Here is a 16972-nt window from a genome sequence, read left to right as displayed (position 1 = left end):
GCAGCACCGCCTTAAAATTCTTCATCGATCCACTGCTGCAGCTTCCGCTCAAGACTTCTCTCAAACATTAGTTCAAAGATGGCCATAGCATTATCCCAAAAGCCGGACCCGTCCACCCATTGAAATTTCAGCAGCATTCCGGTTTTGGCAGCGGGATCATATTCGAACCGTTCACCCTTCCAGCGGCCGGGGATCCACCGTCTATCCTGATTTTTAGATGGATCAATTGTAAAGTGCCCGTCATTCACGTATGAGGCGTATTCCAGATTTGTTCCGACATCCAGTTTTAAGCTGCCTGATGCCATTGAAAAGATATTATCCTGGTCACCTTTCTGAAAGGAATTGAGCAAGCGGCGTATGTCTACCGTCTTCGTTCTAATAACTTCATCCTGGATGATGTCTAGGAACTCAAAACCCATAGCTTCAAGCCACTGCTCATATTTCCTTTGTAGCCCTCCTCGAGAGGCCCGGTTTAATGATTGTATGAACTGATCAAGGCCCTTTATCTTCACAAGTATTCCACCTCCCGGACTGCCGTCACTTCCCAATGATGATTCTTGATCTTCCGCGGCTTCTGCAATTTATAAGCTGTACCTTCCCAAATAATCCTGTCGTTCAATCGAATATCTACAGAAGCTGGGAAATGGACCAGAAATGATTGATATATGGCCGTGTTCGGTTCCTGCTGCACAATGGATTGGTTCTTTTCTGTGAAGTAACACGGCTGTCCCGCTATATCTGGAACTTCAGGATATGAAAAAGCCGGTTGAACATTTTCAACCGGCACCCCAAAGGATTGTTTTTTGTTTTCTGCTTTATTCTGCAGGTGATAAACGTCGCATCGATGAGTTAACAAAGATCGATAGCTCATATGGACCTCATCCGCATTTTTACTTCCGTACCTTCCAAACTTGGCTCAGATGGTACCACATAATCTTTAATGAGTGTGTAGACGTCTGGTTTTTGAATAGAGCTGCCGTTTCCAAGAGAATATGAATAGTCACCGATCTTCTCGGTTGTATATCCTTTGGTGATTGACTCATCGGAATTTGTTAACGCGAAATACTGCGCCATTTTCAATAAAGCGAGCCGAACAGTATCGGGAAGCGGATCGTATTCTGGGCCAGAAAAATCATGGCCAACTTGATAGGTGATATCAGCTATAGCTTCTATGATGTCCTGAGTAAGAAGGGAATCAGACCGATCCTTTACAGAATCAAAAACAGTGTAATTCTTAAGGTCAGCAGGAGTGATTAACACGCCGCTCACTCCCCACTGTTTTCTTGCTGATTAAGGATGAAGGCAGTTCTTTCGTCTGCGTTTTTGAAGTCAGACGGATTGCCGCCAAGATCAGTAACAATGGCTTCTTGTTCAGTTTTATTCATGCCCCTCAATTCTGTTTCTGTGTACTTCTTCTTTGATGCCGTGTCATCATCGCTTTTTGGTTTTTCCGTTTCTTTCGGCTCTTCTTTAATTAAATGACATTCAAATTGGTCATTATTCTTCAAATAAGAATAAACGGTCTTTTCCACCTCGCGCTTTTGATTAAGCAGGAAGACGTACCCCATAACATCGTATGTCTGGCCTGCTATCAACTCCGCTGTATATTTGTCGGCCATCTTTTATTCACCTACTCTTTCACTTTCACGATTTTAGCCACAGCATCTTCCTCTTCGAATGTGCTGTCCAGCTTAGCTGTCAGGACGATAACAAACATACGGCGGCGGATATCCTTATCAACTTCGATTCTAATATTACGAGAGAAACCAAGAATGATATTTTTCGGATGGGTTAGGATGATGTCAGAAACATCAGTTGTCGCATCCGCTTCACCAATCGTGTAAGGCTGCATATTCGAAATCCCTTTAACCGGAATACCAAAAGCAGAAGAAAGGCCACCTTGAACAGCTGCATCCCCTAGATTTGTTTGACGATCAGCCACACGATCTTTCCACTCGACCTCAAGACCCGGTGAAGTATAGAAACGGAAATCCTGCGGAATCCGCAAATATTTAGAAGGCACAGCTTTTACACCTTTCTTGAAGGTTGCTCTTGTTAGCTCTTCGCCATTTACGTCAACGATATGAGAAATCGCTTGTTTACGAAGGCCATCCAGCTGTGCAAGGTACGGATCAGAGGAAGTTTTATCACCATTAACGATCAATTCCTCAATATCAACTGCCGCCCGCTCCGCTAGAATTTGCATAATTGTATTTTGCAGGCCTTCTTTTTCAATGTTGTTTTCAAGTGTGTCATAGGTAATGTTAACCTCTGCAATGACTTCTTTTGTGCTTAGGTTAACTGTGCTGGTTGACGGAACTGCCTTTTGATCCTTAGTCAGCCCAACTCCTTCTTGTGCAGCCCGCAAAATACGCTGGCCAAACCCGATTTTTTCGATTTTCTGAGTATCATGATCCATAGGAATGACACGTGCATCCTTTAAAATAGTTGGCGCATCTTGAACCATGCGAATAAATGCACCTGCTTGGGTAGGGTTCATTAAGCCGCCTGTGTTTAAACTGGACAGCGTCATTTCTGCTTTTCTAATTGCCTCTTGGTTTGTCACTTCATTTCCTCCTTATAAAAAGAGTCAGGGTTTAAAGGAGCCCTGACCAGATTGATTTATTAACTTGTGTTTCAGTTTCGGAAGTTGTTTCATCTTGCTTAGAAATTCCGCGGCTTTTTTCAATCGCTTCAATACGATCAGCAAGCGGTTGAACAGCATCAGTAATAGCTTTTTTTAACTTCTCTTCCTCTTTTTCCTCTTCTGCTTTTTTCTCATCTTTCTTTTTAAGATCCTCATCTTTTTCTAATTCTGCGAGCTGCTTCTTAATTGGCTCTAATGCTTCTTCGATGGATTTTGCTACATCCTCTGCGTTCATTTCTTCTTCCTCTCCTTCCGTCTCTACCTGACTCAGCAAATTGCCGAGAGCGGTATGAGCGCTTTTAATTTCTTGTAGGTTTGAAGCCGAGAACTTACGGCCTGCCTTTTCAACTGGCTCTTCATATGATTGATGTTGTTTTCCAACAAAAAAGTTTTTGAGCAAATTAAAAAGCCCTTTCTCGTCATGTTTTTCTTGAGAAACAGGCTTTTCTTCTTGTTTTGCAATATCCGCGATGCCAGCCATAGAATAACCGGTGATCTCGCCTTTTTTGATTGCCTCCCATATTTCCTCGGAGGCCTTTGTCACAAGGACCCAGGATCCCTTTTTGATGAGTTCCCCATTAATTACAAAGTCAGCGGGTGCGACATAGGACTCTACCACCGCGCCAACGCCGCCCTGAAAATCATGTTGCTTGTCAATTTCACGGGCATCTTTCAGAAATCCATGAGCGGCTTTTTCTATTTCTGCAGCTGTCATGAAATCCCCGTGGGCGTCCACTGTATCAGGCTCATATACGATACCGTACACAAGTTTTTGCTCGTCTGCTTCTTTCGTAAGGACCTTGACTTCCTTTTGAAAGTCCGGCTGTTTTTCTGATTTCATAAAAAAGAACTGCTTTTGATTAGCAGCCTTGTCTACATAAGAAACGTGTGTGATCTTTGCGTTCACCAATTCTCTTGGCATAATTTCACCTCCTTTCAGTAAATCCTTCAATACTGGAACTAAGGATGTCTTCTATTCCTTCTCTCACGCCTTCTTTCAATCCTCTTCTCTATTTTTTTCCAAAAATTTTCATTTATCCATTTTCCTAATTTCGTTTTTTCTAACCATTCTTGTATTAGAGATATTTCATCTTTTCTTTGCATTGTATCTTTTAAAACCATGGTATGGAACATCCAAAAAATATATAAAGCAGCCGCTGAGGATGTAAGAATATACAGGTTTGGTACTAACCAAGTTTTAAAGATACCTTCTCCCAAATACCTGTCATGTAAAATCACTAATAAGCTAATAGCAGAAGCCCCAACTACAAAAGAAAGAGTTTCTTTAACCCACCTAATTAAGATGAATACAACGCTTAAAAGATAATTGGTTTTAAAAATTATTTTATACCAATTATAATTTTTATTAAGAGAGACAAAAACACTTTTATATTCTTTAAAAACTTCTTGCTGTAATAATCTCATTTTAAATAATAATTGTTTTTTATTTTCCTCATTCTTATCTTTACTGTATTTTTTAAAGCATTCTTCTGTCTCTGTAATTTGATCTATCAATACCAAATTTCTTAATTTTGATAACTCGCCCTTCCTCCCATTGTACTTCTCAAAGAAATCTGCTATAAGATCTAATTTTGAGTCTTCATTATCAGTTTCTTTAATATCTTTCAAAAAGTAATTCATAGGTTCGAGTATTACTTCTAAGGTTTCATCTGATTGTGAATAAAACCTATCAATATTTTTTTGCCTTTGATTAAATAGAATTGCTATTACTCCAGTTATGACAGCAGCAAGAATACCGTTTTCTTGTATCCAATTCCAAACATTAGTTAATACCATCAGCTTCCCCTTCCAATAAAAAACTTATATTCTTATACGAGCGAGGAATACAACTGTTTCAAATAATATCTATTTTCTCTCTAATTTTTTCTTTTTCTTCAGCTGACAATCCTAAAATATCGTTATCTACCACAGGCGATAGAACACAATGGCAGTGAATCCGCTCTCCTGCCGATAGCTTAGGATCCCTCGGAAACATACAGGTTTCGCTACTCCCTGGTATCTGAAATTCTTCATCTACTCCTATGACAGTACCGTCAAGATCGATATGATTCTCACGCGGATTGTTCTTCTTCCCTCCGCTGTGCCGCCATTTCTTTTTCTTTACTGCCGGCGATTGTGCATAAGATTCATGCTGCGCAGCAGAGGAAGCGGCAAGCACTTCAGTTATGGCCGTTGTCCGGGCCCGATCCCTATCAAATTGCGGCATGTCTTTGAGAGTCAACTCAATGTCCTGGATGGAGGCCCCGTTCTCGATAGCATCTGTCAGTACGTTTTCCACTACTTCATGAGTATTCAGCTTCATGATCTTGGCCAACTTTTCGGACCAACCTTTGATCCAATCCGCTGCCCTGGTAGATAAAGCTTTGAACGGCACTTCCGGATCCAATGAATCCATGATTACTCCGGCCAGCTCTTCAACGGTCTGCTGCAGAAATCCCTCGGTAAGCTCCTGAAATTCTTCCTCGAAGTCATCTTCTGCAAATAGGTTCTGCGTAAAAAACACCAGAAGGGCTTCCAGCGTCTCTTTTGAGTCTTTGCCTATAAAACCATTCAGACCTTCTAAAAACTTCTTACGCTGGCGTCTGAGCAATCTGGCGATGCCTTTTTCATATTCTTCTACAAAGCCGGGTATCTTAGAAAGGCCGGGGAAGTCAGGTATAGCCTCCATAAGATCTTTCTTCTCATCTTCCTCGGCTTTTTGAATAAAGACATTTAAACTCTCCAGCAGCTTATCCGTTTTGTTCATCGCTTTAGATCCTCCAGAACATCCCGCATGTCTTTTAGTATGCCGATTACATTAGGAGTGCCGCTTTTAGACTTAAAGAACGCAGCCAATGGATCAGAAGCGGGCGCAGCATTATTTTTACCTATCGGCCTGCTGTACTCTTCCTCTGGCCATTCTTCAAGCGTCTTACCAAGAATACGTCCAGCAAGATCACGCAGATCATTTGGCGAGACTGCGCCAGCATTAATAAATGGAGTCAGAACCTTTGCGATCTCAATAGGATCCCGGAAATCCGGTCCTTTCAACTGCAGCTCGACCTTATGGATTTCAAGATCATTCAAAAATAAGGCGTTCAGCTTACCTGTGATCAATTTTCTTTCCGGCTGAAATACTTGTTCCTCAGTGATCTTTCTGGCAGTGTCAGCTGTCGCCTTGTTATAGTCCTGGGCTTCGCCCGTATAGAGCGGCGGCAGACGAAAGGCTGAGCGGAGCTTGTCCCTGCTCTTTTGGTCATATTCTAGAAATAAAGCATCTTGCTGAAGGATTTCAGCCAGTGACTTGATTTCCACTTTAACCGGCGTGATTTCCTCATCGCCTTGAATGTTTTTGCCCTTGGCTATCCCTTCCGCTTCAAGCAAAAGAAATTTATGGGCGTTTTCCACACCTTCAAGACCGTTCATATAGTCCTGCAGCTGCGTGTATGAATCCTCGGATAACATCCCGTTTTCGATGGTTATAGCAGCGGGAACGTGCCGGCCCTGTTTGAAGTACATGAAGTTCAACTCTTCAGCCTTACGAGCACCGTATAAATTGACGATGTGGCCAATCCACCGCGGCTTCCCATATGCTCCGCTCCCTATTTTGAAATGTACAACTTCATTGGCCTGCTTTTCAAAAGGAGTCTTTTCATCATATTCTCCTGTTTCAGAATTCAAGATTCGGGGATCTCCGTATTCTTTGAAAAACACCCTTTTTCCATTGATGATCTGCACATATTTCCGGAAGCGTTTTTGGCGCTGGATCTTCTTTAATTTACCTGACTCAAAATAATTGTATGGAACCTCTATAGGTTCTGATAATGAGCAAACTCGGACATACTCAGAAGCCATATGTTCAATGCCAGCCGGTTTCCCGGCTCCGTCTCGGATCACTTCTATATATCCATTGCCGGTCTTTTCCCGGTCTTCTATGCTAAAGCCGAGTAATGTTTCAGCTGATTCATCAAAATGAATATACTTGATGAATTCTTCGAGTTGCTGCCATTCTTTATCCGCTGCCGTTTTTTCTGCAGAATCCACTTCATCAGAATTGATATCCTTGGAGTATTTCATCTCGAAGCCGAAGCCCACTACATTGGTCTTGTACGCATCCACACACTGTTGTAAGATCGTCGAATACTCTGCGATGTGTTTAAGCTCTTTAAGGTTATACGGCGGGGGTATGATATTCTCTCCGTACATTTCCGCAAATTCATCTTCATAAATCTGCTTTGTCGTGTCAGTAGGTGGAGCCGCTTTAAAAACTCGCGCTTTAACTGTAGACTTACCCATTCACTTACCCCCTCTCTCTGCTTCTTGGTCTTGACCGTTTAGGTCTTCCTTTTGATTCTTCTTTCAGATCGGTTACCTCGTAATCATCAAGGGCGTACCAGATCGCTGAAAGTGTATGCGGGTCTATGGTGAACTCGTCCTCAATGATGTGTCCTAGCTTATCTTTTGCGTAGGTGAGCGGCTTCAGCTCGTATATCGTGTTCTCACATCGATCAGAACAAATGATTTTCTTAAACCGCTTGATCTTCTTTGTATATTGCAGGCGAGATCCTTTATATTTGTGGGCGCCCACCATGTTGAATCCTTGCTGCTGAAAATAGCGGATTGTCTTGGGCTCCGCTGAATCAGCCTTAATTAATTCCTTAGTCTCAGCAAATTCACTGAGTTCTTCGGCCGTTTGGTCGTCCGTCATTCCATTTTTGTAATACTCCCAATAGATATAGAGGTATTTCTTTTCGTGATCCACAGCGAGCCGGACAACGGCGTTATACGACTCCTCAAAACCAAAGTCCATGCCAACTCGTTTAAGTGGTCGGTTAATATTAGCAATTGCTGTCATAACATCTTCATGTGGCCGTTCTTCAAACTGCGGCAGCACACGAACCCCATTCACACCAAAATGACCTTTCCGCGCAATTCGGTAAAGGTCTGGATCGTATTCTTTCATTTCATCAAGCTGCTTCACATAGCTTTCCGGAAGAAATAGATTATCGTCCGCTGTTGAGTGATGATAATAGGTATCGTTAATTACGACAGTCCGCTTTTCGTATAGCTCTTTATCATCGAGCACAAACCGTTTTTGGCGGTCATCTTTGAAGAAATGCTTATATGTCCAGTTATCTTCTCCGACCGGGTTTGTTGAAAGAATCATATGAAGCGGCAATGTCGGGTGACGCAGACGTCCAAGCAGCTCCTTGAACCCCTCATACTTCACCTCAGAACATTCCTCAATCCATATCAGAGAAACGTTATTGATCGATTTCAGCTTGGCCGGCTTATCCAGCCCTTTAAATATGATCCGGCCTCCGTTTGGAAAGCGGATCTGCATCGGTGAAGATACACACCTGACAATATGATCGATCTCAAGGTCATTGATAATTTCATCAAAGAGGGAAAAGGTTGAATCCCTATGCGTGTCGTATACTTCCCTCACGACAAGAACGATCCGCTTCTCTTCAAGCAATTTAAGAACAATCTTGAGCGCCACATGATAACTCTTCGAGGATCCATAACCGCCGACTAGAAACTGAAACTTTTGATTCCAATCAAAAAGAAAATCCTCAAAGTGTGGATTTACTGGCTTAACCTTTTCAATCATTTGTCCTCATCCTTACGCTTGCGCTTTATCGTAATGTGAACTGAATTATCAACCGGGCGGGCTGTGAGCCTTTCAAGTTCTGCCCGCTTGGTCTCATTTGTAAGATAAATGCCGCGCAGCTTTAATTCATGTTCATCCATGGATCGAATCATTTCGTATTTCTGGCGGATTGCTTTTAACCGCTTATCAGTGACACGGGTCATCGCTTCTTCCAAACGAAGAATCTTATCTACACTCGGCTCAGATACCTCTTCAATTTCGGTAACGACAAGGCGCTCATTCATAAGTGCCTGGTGCTTTACTAAACCGGTTTTCTGGTCCTTGGTCGGAACGATGTCTTTTACCTTTCGTAATCGCTGAAGGACGCGGCGTTGCGTTTCATTCAAGCCATTCTCTATGCGGCTTATTCTCTGCATCATCCGCCGCTCCCGTAGGCTCAGCTCCCTTATTGTTAGATCAATTTGATAGAGCGGGTCTGTTTCGATCTGGCCAAACAGCTCTTTTTCTGTATCATCCATGAAATCAAATAAGATTGATTCATACTCACCAGTACGCACAGAGTTTTTATTTCCTTTAGGAGCTGCGCCGCCTCTATTCCCTTTGGCGTTTTGATTGCCAGGCGGCGCTTTTCCTCCCCTGTTTCCTTTGGCGTTTTGATTACCTTTCGGAGCACCTTGACGAAAAGGAGCGCTCCCTTTTGATTTAGGAGCGCTCCCATTCATTTTTTCTTCCCATCTATCGTTTGCTTTCCATTTGCGGACAGTGCTATTTGTGACGCCTAATTCCTCTGCAATGTCTTTTAACTTCTTGCTTCCGCCACTCTCTTCCCACAAACGAAAAGCTTCATCTCTGCGTGGATCACGTGGTCTTGGCATTACATCTCACCCACCTCCGTATTTCATAATTGAGTTTGAGTTTGTTTTTATAATTTCCTCATCTTGCTAAACTTTTTGAGCTCTAGATTGTGTAAAAAAACAAATACTTGTTTGACAATCATTTTTTTCACTTGTTTTTTCTCTTTTATGGTAAGATTTTCATGAAAACAAAAAGGAGGCTTTAATTTTGAGATTAAGAGAATTAAGAGCTGTATTGGGTCAATATAAAGACAAAATAAAATATGAAACTAAGTCTATATCAAACAGTAGTCAAACTTATGTTTATGGACTTCAAAAAACATTTAATACAATTAATGAAGTGGCTAAACTTGGTTTTTTAGATGAAGATATAGAAAGATTATTACGTTATGAATCTATTTATACCTTTAGGTCCCAGAATGATGTAATGAGAGTAGACCTAGTAGATTATAAAGAAATTGACAAGATTATATCTATAATTAAAGAGAAAATAAATGGTTATCAAAAAATCCTTTCAATATCAATACCTGAAAATGAAAAAAATGTATTAAGTGTTAAATTACCTCAATACAAAGAAATAAGCGACCTAAAAGAGTTTTTCGATAAACTCGAAAAAGCTTTGCACAACGGTTTAAAGATAGAAGAAAACACCAGTGATGGTCCAAAATATCAGCTGCAAAATTTTGATACCGGTTCTCTATGGATTGATATCTTATTCAATAAAGAATCGCTGCTATTGTTTGGACAATTGATTAGGCTGGCCTTCAACTACCAAAAAGCTTCTTTAACGCAAAGAAAAATGGAGCTAGAACTGGAACATTTGGAACTAGAATTAGATCAAAAAAAGATGTATAAGGAAGCCGTACAAAAAAGGTTGAAATTAATCCTGGATGCTGAAACAAAGAATCTAGAAGGTTCCGGTAACTACTCAGAAGAATCTATTAATAGCATGAGAAAGTCAATACAGACTATAGGAAATCTAATGAATGAAGGTACTCAATTTCACATTCCATCAAATGCTCCTGAGGAAGTTAAACAAGCCATACCAGAACCACCAGAAACAAAAGCAATCGATACAATTCAAAATTTATTAGAAAGTATACCTGATCAAGGAGGAGACGAATAATTTAACACCGCCTTACGCTAATCGCTTTTATTTATCTGTGGCCCGCCGATTTTCCCCAGGAGGTAAGCAAAGAAAATCGCGAGCCTGTTTAAGGCTTTCCTTGCAAGCGGGATCTCACCGCTTGCGTTCCCCGTGACTATCGCGCGCAATACTGCATAGACTCCAGCCGCTCCTCCCGTGAAGCTAACGACCTTCATAGTCATTCGATACATCCGAGTGCACACTTGATAAAGGAAAGGTGCGTCTCCTGGTTTGGCCATAAAAAAAACGGCCACCAATCAGCTGTACAAATTCCCATGTACAAAAGATCAGCGTCCGTAGGTATCTCCTTTTTGGACTGTTATTCACGTTCGTTTTCTTGTCTCTATCGTATGACAAAACACAATTGAAAAAAGTACCCATTTAATCCCCCATTTTGTCGGCTTTTTGTCGACAATTTATCGGTTTTTTATCGCCAAACAAAAAAGAGCACTCATTAAACAGAATGCTCCTCGGTAGGCTTTGTTGTGACTATCATCCTTCTTTCTAGATCTTGAATACTTTCAAATTGCACAATACAATCTCTTAAATCACCTAGCTCAATTGTTTTGCTTTCTAGCCCTAATGGATTCGCCAAAATGATTCTATATTCTTTTTGGTGTTCATAGTATTTCCTTTTGTAAAAGAGCGCCAAGATAGGATCTTTTTCTAGTTGGTCCTTCGATAATGGATAATTCGCGTATTCATCAAAATATTGAACCAATCCTCTTCTAAAATGATTTTTTTCTACTAATGATTCAAATCGTTTAAAGAAAAGTTCAATATTAATTAAAACCGGTATACGACCTTCAAATTCTTTTTCCAATCCTTCTATTACTGTTGGTTTGAGTTTATAGACATATTCTTCATCCTTACAACCATCTAGATAATAATTTTCAGAATTAAATTTGATAAATGTAAAGCAACTTAAAAGTAATTGGTGTACTGATGTATTATTTCGAGTCGCAAACCCTCTATTATAGGGAATTTCGTGGTACTTACCATCAATTTCAATACTCAACACATCTTTCTTATTATCCAGTATCCTAAAGTGGGCCCCTTCGTATTGGTCTCCAATTCCTTTATTTTTTGTATCGTTCTTTTCTAAATCTATAAAATAACCAGTATTCATAAAGAAAAGAGAACCGTCTAAAAAAGCTGATACATGTTCTGGCCTTAGAAATTTTATCAACATAGCGCACACCCCCTTTTCCATATTTATACTACAATTAAACATAAAAAAACAGCGCTCAGATTATTCCGAGCGCTGTTGCGATATTGTATATAGCTTGTCTTTTCACCTGATAGAACTTATCTCTTTTTATACCCAGTTCAATCATGATTTCAAGATCCTTTATTTTTTCTGGAGACAAATATTTCTTTTCTATTATGCTGTATTCATCTTGATCAAGGCAGTGCTTTAGCGCCCTATCCATCTGCTTGACCTTCAGCTCATTATATTCGGTGCTTTTCCGCAGCTGCGGGAATAACCCAATGACTCCCTTTTCCTTTCGCTCTTTTCTATTTTCAGCTTGAATTTTTAGTGATCTATACGTTTTCAGTTCTTTAATGACAATATTCCGAACCTCTTTTTCATTAACATCAGCCAAAATTGACAATTGCTCTACTGCAGTCATAGTACCTCCTTTTTCAAATAGAAACGGACACCTAATTTATAGCTATCGCTTAAACTAGTGTCCGTAATGTGTTATTTTTTTAAAAGAATTTTACATCTGTTATATATAGGTTTTGCATTTAAATGATCATCAAAAAAGTCATATTTCACAATAAACTTTTTAAAATTCTCTCCTCTGATACTTAAAGAATTGTAAAAGATAATTACTAGTTCATCTATAGTAAGCTGTGCTCTTAAAATACCAATATAATTCTTTTTTTCTTCATCAGACAACCTAGATTCATGAATAAACTTAACTATTCTATACAAGTTACGAAGATAGTGACCTAATATATTTTCATGTTGCTTATAAGCAGGCTCATAATATGATAATAAAATTTCCTTTACACGCTCATCATCAAGTGAGTCTATATCTTTATCCTCAATCCAATAACTGATTTCATTTTCAATTCTACCAAGAAGTTCTTTTCCTGAGACGTTGTGTTCATTTAAAGTTCTAACAATTTCATTATGAAGATTTATCATATTAAAAAACGTATTATCGAATTGTTGTTTAATTAGTGTTTTATTTGTTTGGACAAACTCATTTCGAGTTTGTTCTAATTCTTTCCTTTGCATTATCACAGCAGTTAAGACTAAAAGGATACTAGATAGATTAAACAATCCTACTGTGGTACCTCCAAAGAAGTCTCCAAACGTCCCTAAACTATTGATTCCTTTTAGAGAAAATTTATTTGTGCATAATAAAATTGCAAAAGGAATTATAAGTGCCAAACCACATGCTGTTACCCCTACCCACATCCAAAAATTTTCGTTACCATACCACTTATCCTTTTTCTCATTCTCGCTCAATTGAACTCCCCCATTTTTTCTCTTTTAAGTTTGATTATATCCTTTTTATGGGGTTTCTAATAGAAGTAATGAGATTGTGACTTTTACACTTCAGATAACAAACAAACCATGATACAAGGCATCACAGAAGTGAATTTTTCCGTTCTCGATGATGGTGATCCTTTCAACGCCGCAGCTACTTTTTCCACCTCTTCCTCTTGGCGATCCGATGCCAAAATGATGGTGCTAACTTCAAACAGGTCTTTATCATGGTGAGTCAATTTAGACCAGGCTGCAGCCAGGTTATTAAACTGCGAATCACCTGTTTCATAAATTCGTATCAACTATTCTCACCTTCTAATTCATTTTTAGCAGCTCTTATTGTGAATTGCAGATTCTTGATAATTTGCTGTAAAGCCATTCTATATCTGCTACTTTCCCCGCTCAAGCGCCTGATATCTTGCTGTGCCTGCTTGAACTGATTAACTGCTATTTCTTCCTGCCGTTTGTTTTCCTCGATAACGGCCAGCTGTTGTTGCTTAACTGTTTCAATCAGCCACTCCGTTGAAGCCAGAGATAGCCCCATATGCTGTCTGCATTCATTTTTGATTCTCTTAATCTTATCTTTCATATTGGCTCCTCCCAATAACAGCAGAGGGCGTCCCCTTCCGCTTTACTTCTTAAATCCATAGTCAAAATGGATTCTTGTATATTCATTGTCTCTGGTATGCACATTTGTAATGCCGTACTCAGGTGTATCTGCTAAATATGCACAGCCATCCTTGCCGTCAAGAATAACTAACTTTATTTTGTTTCGTTCAATCAAGTCTCCAACGGAAAGTTGGTGTAAGTTTTCAAGTTCGATAGGTCGGTTCATTTTGCAGCACTCCCCGTGTTATAATTAATTGTCGAGATTAACTAAACCGGGGCCTTGTGCTTCGGTTTTTTATATATCCTCGTCCTCGTACTCTTCATCTTCTTCCCAAGCCATCTTGAAAGCAGATTCTAAAAATCTCAATCGTTTTTCAAGTTCTTCATCTGTCATCTTAGAAAGATCCGGTCCGTGTCCTGGAACCATCCTGAAATCTTCCGTAAGACGTTTTATAAGATACCCTCTCCTTGAGGCCACCAATAACCCTCCATCCATTTTTTAAGCCGCTGGAGCAGCTCGTATTTTCTTAAAGGCTCATTGAGGTGGACTACTCGTCCATCCTCCATGCGAAACAGCAAATACCAACACCGCTGCCTTTTACCCATTAAGCCGCTCCGTGTTCACCCTCATCCTGGTTGTTTTCCTCTTTTTCATCCTTGGATGATGTATCAGCTTCTTCACTTTCATCGAGAGGGACAGGTGGTGCATCTTTCTCCATTGGCTCAGCCTCAGCTTCTTGATCTTGCTTCCAATCCCACCAGGCTACAGCAAGCGGAGCAACCTCTTTTCTGTACTCATTAATGAGGTCCACAATGACACCAGATGACATTTCAAGCTCATTCGCCAGTTTGCTGTATGATTCACCTTCAATCCGGCGTTTCGCAATTTCAGTAATATTTTCAGGGAATCCATCAAGAGTGGGAGCCATACCCTCAGTGATGAAAGAATCAACGATTTCTCGCTCAATTTCCATTGATTTTTCTTCGATTTTAGGCTTTTCTTTAGGAAGTCCGAGATCCGCCTCAAGTTGTTCCGGTTCTGGATCAGAGACATTTACGATGCCATTTTGATCCACTGTGTAATTTGTAATCGGTCGATCTGTTTTAGTATTAATTTCTACTGTGTATTGAATTACTTCAGATTCAAGTTGTGTTTCTACTTCTCTATCAATCATTTCAGCTAAATTTTGAATGTTGTTTCCAAGTTCTTTAGTTGAAACCTCTACAACAACTTCAGTGATACCTTTTGGTTTATGATTCACCTTTTTTACTAATCCTTTGAAATCAACGAAAGACATAACTGTTCCTCCTCTTGTGATAGTGGCTTTACCTTTATTTCAATTCTTGGTTTTTGGCTATAAAACTTGCTGACATGAAGGTCAACAATTTGGCTGTCATCATGCCAGATGACCTTATTTAAACCGTCCTTGATGCCCTTTATATAGTTATCAACATCTGGCTTTTTGCTCGGCCTCAACAGCCCTTGTTCTGCTTCTGCAGCTTTTTTCTTACTGAAACTTTTCAAAGTGGATTTATAAACCTTTACAGATAATTCAAGTGGTCCTTCTAACAATTTAGCTGGACGATAATCTGAAGCGGCCAGCTTCACATATTGCTTAAAGTCTCTTGATTTCTTTGGATCATATAGCCTGGTCATACCATTAATCGTAGTGGCTCTCGGTCTCCCTTGCGCTACCGGCTCGCCGTAAATTGTAAAACTGATCAATGCTGTTACCTCCCGTCAGCTGCTTCCAGCTGCTCTATTTCAGTCATTATTAAATCCGCGTTCATGATTATGAATGTTAAGGAGCGGAGCGTGCCGAGCATCACTCTCCCTCCTCGAAGGACATTTCACGGCCAAACTTACATTTAACGTTAATATGTAGCCACTCCAGATCCGGTAAAGGTAATTCGTCCAGCTCTCGTCCGTCCTCCGATTCATATTGGCCATACTTGATAAGTTCATTCATTACGTAATCCCGCCGCTCGTCTGCAGCTGGCTGCGTTATTTCTGAAGACATAATATGTGCTCCTTTCTTTTAAGCGAGCTTCGCTTCCATTTGATAATTCAGATTGATAAATCGCCCATACTCTTTTATAAAAGCGGCCGTTATAGTTCCTGTAGAACCATTTCGATGTTTAGCGAAAATGATCTCTATAATGTTTTTTTGTTCACTTTGTTTGTCGTAGTAGTCATCCCTATATAAGAACGCCACAATGTCGGCATCTTGTTCGATGCTTCCGGAATCTCTTAGATCGGACATCATCGGCCGCTTATCCTGGCGCTGTTCAACGCCCCTCGAAAGCTGAGAAAGTAAAATGATAGGCACATCAAAAGTCCGAGCAATATTTTTCAGCTCCCCAGTGATGGCGGCTACCTCCAAGTTTTTTGTTTCAAATTTTCCAATGGGTGTGATGAGCTGTAGGTAGTCAATCACCACTAAGTGCTTTTTGTCCGGATGATCTTTTTTTGTTTTACGTATGGCCGACCGTATATCCGCAACCGACTGGGAAGGGTTGTCATGAATGTTAATTGCTAATTTTTCATACTGTCCGATGGCTCGTGTTGCATTTTCATAATCTTTTTCACTAAAGAATCTGTGGGGATTTCTCCATTTAGTGCTCTCGATGGACCCCATATCACTAAGCATTCTATGAACCAATTGTCTATCAGGCATTTCCAAGGAAAATACATCAGAAACTCCGCCTCTTTCAGCATTGGCTCTGGCTAAATTTAAAGCAAATGCTGTTTTTCCCATTGATGGCCGAGCAGCGACTATGATTAAGTCACTATTCTGCCAACCGCCAGTCATATCATCCAAATCCTTCAAACCAGTTTCGACGCCAGTTATTTCAGCCTTTTCCTGGTGCATATCGTTATAGATATCAGTTAAGATATCCATTTTTGTTCGTTTATTTTTAATTCCTAACTCCTGAAGCTCGACAGTTTTTTTATAAACAGCCACAATCCCTTCATCAGTTGGACTGTTCGCAAAATCCAAAGCAGCTTTCTGCATGTCTCGAAGTTTGAAAGCATCATATATTAAAGTTTGATATGTTTCGAAGCTGATGACTGAAGGAACAGAACTTGCAAGTTCTGTAAGATAACCTGTTCCACCAATTTGTTCAGTGGCTTCGCCTAACACTGTAACGATCGTCACTATGTCAACACGGCTGCCCTTAGCATCTACCTCTCGCATCGCCTGAAAAATTCGTTTATGCCGCTCTTCTGAGAAATGCTTAGGCTCTAAAGTCGTTTCTTTAATCAAGTCGCTCTCGACCAAAATACAGCCCAGTAGCCCTTGTTCAGCCTCAATGTTTTTTGTACTTTGCATTCCGTTCCCACTCTTTCTGTTGCTCTAAAAACTTATTTTTTTCTGGTTGTTTGACGCTAATCTCCGCAATAGTCGGAGGGAATGGTTTACTTGAAATATGTTCATTAATCTTTGTTTTTGCGGGTTCGAACGGCATTTTTTGAAGGTGGTCCATCCACAATTCAATTCGCTCTTTCCCAACATCGCCACTTAAATCAAAACGCGGATATGCTGCGGAAAGCCGCAACAACAATTTCATTGCTTCTGCTTTTTCCAAACTA

The 16972-nt window shown here is 40.2% G+C and carries 24 protein-coding genes; 1 reads left to right on the top strand and 23 read right to left on the bottom strand.

The genetic code is table 11. The annotated features are described in order from the left end of the window. Nucleotides 1-11: 11 nt before the first annotated feature. Genes NSS75_RS01150 through terS form a run of 11 tightly spaced genes read right to left on the bottom strand, consistent with a single transcriptional unit; the run spans nt 12 to nt 9136 of the window. Complete coding sequence (locus tag NSS75_RS01150; protein WP_339235436.1) at nt 12-512, bottom strand: HK97 gp10 family phage protein; 501 nt, start codon at nt 510-512, stop codon at nt 12-14. After that, nucleotides 509-871 carry a YqbH/XkdH family protein gene (locus NSS75_RS01145; protein WP_339235434.1) on the bottom strand — a complete coding sequence of 121 codons (363 nt, stop codon included), beginning with the start codon at nt 869-871 and terminating at the stop codon, nt 509-511. Before NSS75_RS01145 ends, NSS75_RS01150 begins: the two co-directional genes overlap by 4 nt. Further along, nucleotides 868-1260: a DUF3199 family protein gene (locus NSS75_RS01140; RefSeq protein ID WP_339235431.1), complete on the bottom strand. Its 393-nt coding sequence runs from the start codon at nt 1258-1260 to the stop codon at nt 868-870. Before NSS75_RS01140 ends, NSS75_RS01145 begins: the two co-directional genes overlap by 4 nt. 5 nt (nt 1261-1265) lie before the next feature. Then, complete coding sequence (locus NSS75_RS01135) at nt 1266-1619, bottom strand: YqbF domain-containing protein (protein WP_339235428.1); 354 nt, start codon at nt 1617-1619, stop codon at nt 1266-1268. A gap of 11 nt (nt 1620-1630) precedes the next feature. Next, a complete protein-coding gene (locus NSS75_RS01130) occupies nt 1631-2566 on the bottom strand; it encodes a phage major capsid protein (RefSeq protein ID WP_188323461.1) in 936 nt (311 codons plus the stop codon). Nucleotides 2567-2597: 31 nt separating this feature from the next. Next, complete coding sequence (locus NSS75_RS01125; RefSeq protein WP_339235426.1) at nt 2598-3569, bottom strand: XkdF-like putative serine protease domain-containing protein; 972 nt, start codon at nt 3567-3569, stop codon at nt 2598-2600. 38 nt (nt 3570-3607) lie between these two features. Then, complete coding sequence (locus NSS75_RS01120) at nt 3608-4444, bottom strand: hypothetical protein (protein ID WP_339235423.1); 837 nt, start codon at nt 4442-4444, stop codon at nt 3608-3610. Between the two features lie 58 nt (nt 4445-4502). Next, complete coding sequence (locus NSS75_RS01115; protein ID WP_339235420.1) at nt 4503-5414, bottom strand: phage head morphogenesis protein; 912 nt, start codon at nt 5412-5414, stop codon at nt 4503-4505. Then, nucleotides 5411-6943, bottom strand: coding sequence for a phage portal protein (locus NSS75_RS01110; RefSeq protein ID WP_339235416.1), 1533 nt, complete (start codon nt 6941-6943; stop codon nt 5411-5413). Before NSS75_RS01110 ends, NSS75_RS01115 begins: the two co-directional genes overlap by 4 nt. A gap of 4 nt (nt 6944-6947) precedes the next feature. Continuing rightward, nucleotides 6948-8261: a PBSX family phage terminase large subunit gene (locus NSS75_RS01105; protein ID WP_339235413.1), complete on the bottom strand. Its 1314-nt coding sequence runs from the start codon at nt 8259-8261 to the stop codon at nt 6948-6950. Continuing rightward, nucleotides 8258-9136: a phage terminase small subunit gene (gene terS, locus NSS75_RS01100; RefSeq protein WP_339235409.1), complete on the bottom strand. Its 879-nt coding sequence runs from the start codon at nt 9134-9136 to the stop codon at nt 8258-8260. Before terS ends, NSS75_RS01105 begins: the two co-directional genes overlap by 4 nt. Before the next feature lie 187 nt (nt 9137-9323). Between terS and NSS75_RS01095 the strand changes: the two genes are divergently transcribed. Beyond that, complete coding sequence (locus NSS75_RS01095) at nt 9324-10241, top strand: hypothetical protein (protein WP_339235407.1); 918 nt, start codon at nt 9324-9326, stop codon at nt 10239-10241. A gap of 475 nt (nt 10242-10716) precedes the next feature. On the opposite strand, the gene NSS75_RS01090 is transcribed toward NSS75_RS01095, so the two are convergent. The 12 genes from NSS75_RS01090 to NSS75_RS01035 form a co-directional block, all read right to left on the bottom strand. Continuing rightward, nucleotides 10717-11454 carry a hypothetical protein gene (locus tag NSS75_RS01090; RefSeq protein ID WP_339235404.1) on the bottom strand — a complete coding sequence of 246 codons (738 nt, stop codon included), beginning with the start codon at nt 11452-11454 and terminating at the stop codon, nt 10717-10719. 55 nt (nt 11455-11509) lie between these two features. Continuing rightward, nucleotides 11510-11896: an ArpU family phage packaging/lysis transcriptional regulator gene (locus NSS75_RS01085; RefSeq protein ID WP_339235401.1), complete on the bottom strand. Its 387-nt coding sequence runs from the start codon at nt 11894-11896 to the stop codon at nt 11510-11512. A gap of 71 nt (nt 11897-11967) precedes the next feature. Continuing rightward, the gene (locus tag NSS75_RS01080) at nt 11968-12747 is read right to left on the bottom strand and encodes a putative phage abortive infection protein (protein WP_339235399.1); all 780 of its coding nucleotides are present in this window, start codon (nt 12745-12747) and stop codon (nt 11968-11970) included. Between the two features lie 83 nt (nt 12748-12830). Further along, nucleotides 12831-13070, bottom strand: coding sequence for a hypothetical protein (locus NSS75_RS01075; RefSeq protein ID WP_268557375.1), 240 nt, complete (start codon nt 13068-13070; stop codon nt 12831-12833). Then, on the bottom strand, nt 13067-13357 hold the full coding sequence (locus tag NSS75_RS01070) for a hypothetical protein (protein WP_339235391.1): 291 nt from the start codon (nt 13355-13357) through the stop codon (nt 13067-13069). The genes NSS75_RS01075 and NSS75_RS01070 overlap by 4 nt, the downstream gene beginning before the upstream one ends. A 42-nt stretch (nt 13358-13399) precedes the next feature. Further along, a complete protein-coding gene (locus NSS75_RS01065) occupies nt 13400-13603 on the bottom strand; it encodes an XtrA/YqaO family protein (protein WP_014112378.1) in 204 nt (67 codons plus the stop codon). A 69-nt stretch (nt 13604-13672) separates the two neighbouring features. Further along, a complete protein-coding gene (locus NSS75_RS01060; RefSeq protein WP_339235386.1) occupies nt 13673-13855 on the bottom strand; it encodes a hypothetical protein in 183 nt (60 codons plus the stop codon). A 127-nt stretch (nt 13856-13982) separates the two neighbouring features. Next, nucleotides 13983-14675, bottom strand: a complete 693-nt coding sequence (locus NSS75_RS01055; protein WP_339235384.1) for a hypothetical protein — start codon at nt 14673-14675, stop codon at nt 13983-13985. Beyond that, on the bottom strand, nt 14648-15103 hold the full coding sequence (locus NSS75_RS01050; RefSeq protein ID WP_326214736.1) for a RusA family crossover junction endodeoxyribonuclease: 456 nt from the start codon (nt 15101-15103) through the stop codon (nt 14648-14650). The genes NSS75_RS01055 and NSS75_RS01050 overlap by 28 nt, the downstream gene beginning before the upstream one ends. A gap of 100 nt (nt 15104-15203) precedes the next feature. Beyond that, nucleotides 15204-15398: a Fur-regulated basic protein FbpA gene (locus NSS75_RS01045; protein ID WP_339235379.1), complete on the bottom strand. Its 195-nt coding sequence runs from the start codon at nt 15396-15398 to the stop codon at nt 15204-15206. An 18-nt stretch (nt 15399-15416) separates the two neighbouring features. Continuing rightward, nucleotides 15417-16712 (bottom strand): replicative DNA helicase, encoded by a 1296-nt coding sequence (dnaB, locus tag NSS75_RS01040; RefSeq protein WP_339235377.1) that lies wholly within the window; start codon nt 16710-16712, stop codon nt 15417-15419. After that, a complete protein-coding gene (locus NSS75_RS01035; protein ID WP_339235374.1) occupies nt 16690-16968 on the bottom strand; it encodes a replicative helicase loader/inhibitor in 279 nt (92 codons plus the stop codon). Before NSS75_RS01035 ends, dnaB begins: the two co-directional genes overlap by 23 nt. Nucleotides 16969-16972 lie beyond the last annotated feature (4 nt).

Origin of the sequence: Bacillus sp. FSL K6-1012, assembly GCF_037964915.1 — a bacterium.
GTDB lineage: Bacteria > Bacillota > Bacilli > Bacillales > Bacillaceae > Bacillus > Bacillus halotolerans.
The sequence above is the reverse complement of the archived record's forward strand: the minus strand, read 5'-3'. Positions and strand labels throughout refer to the sequence as shown.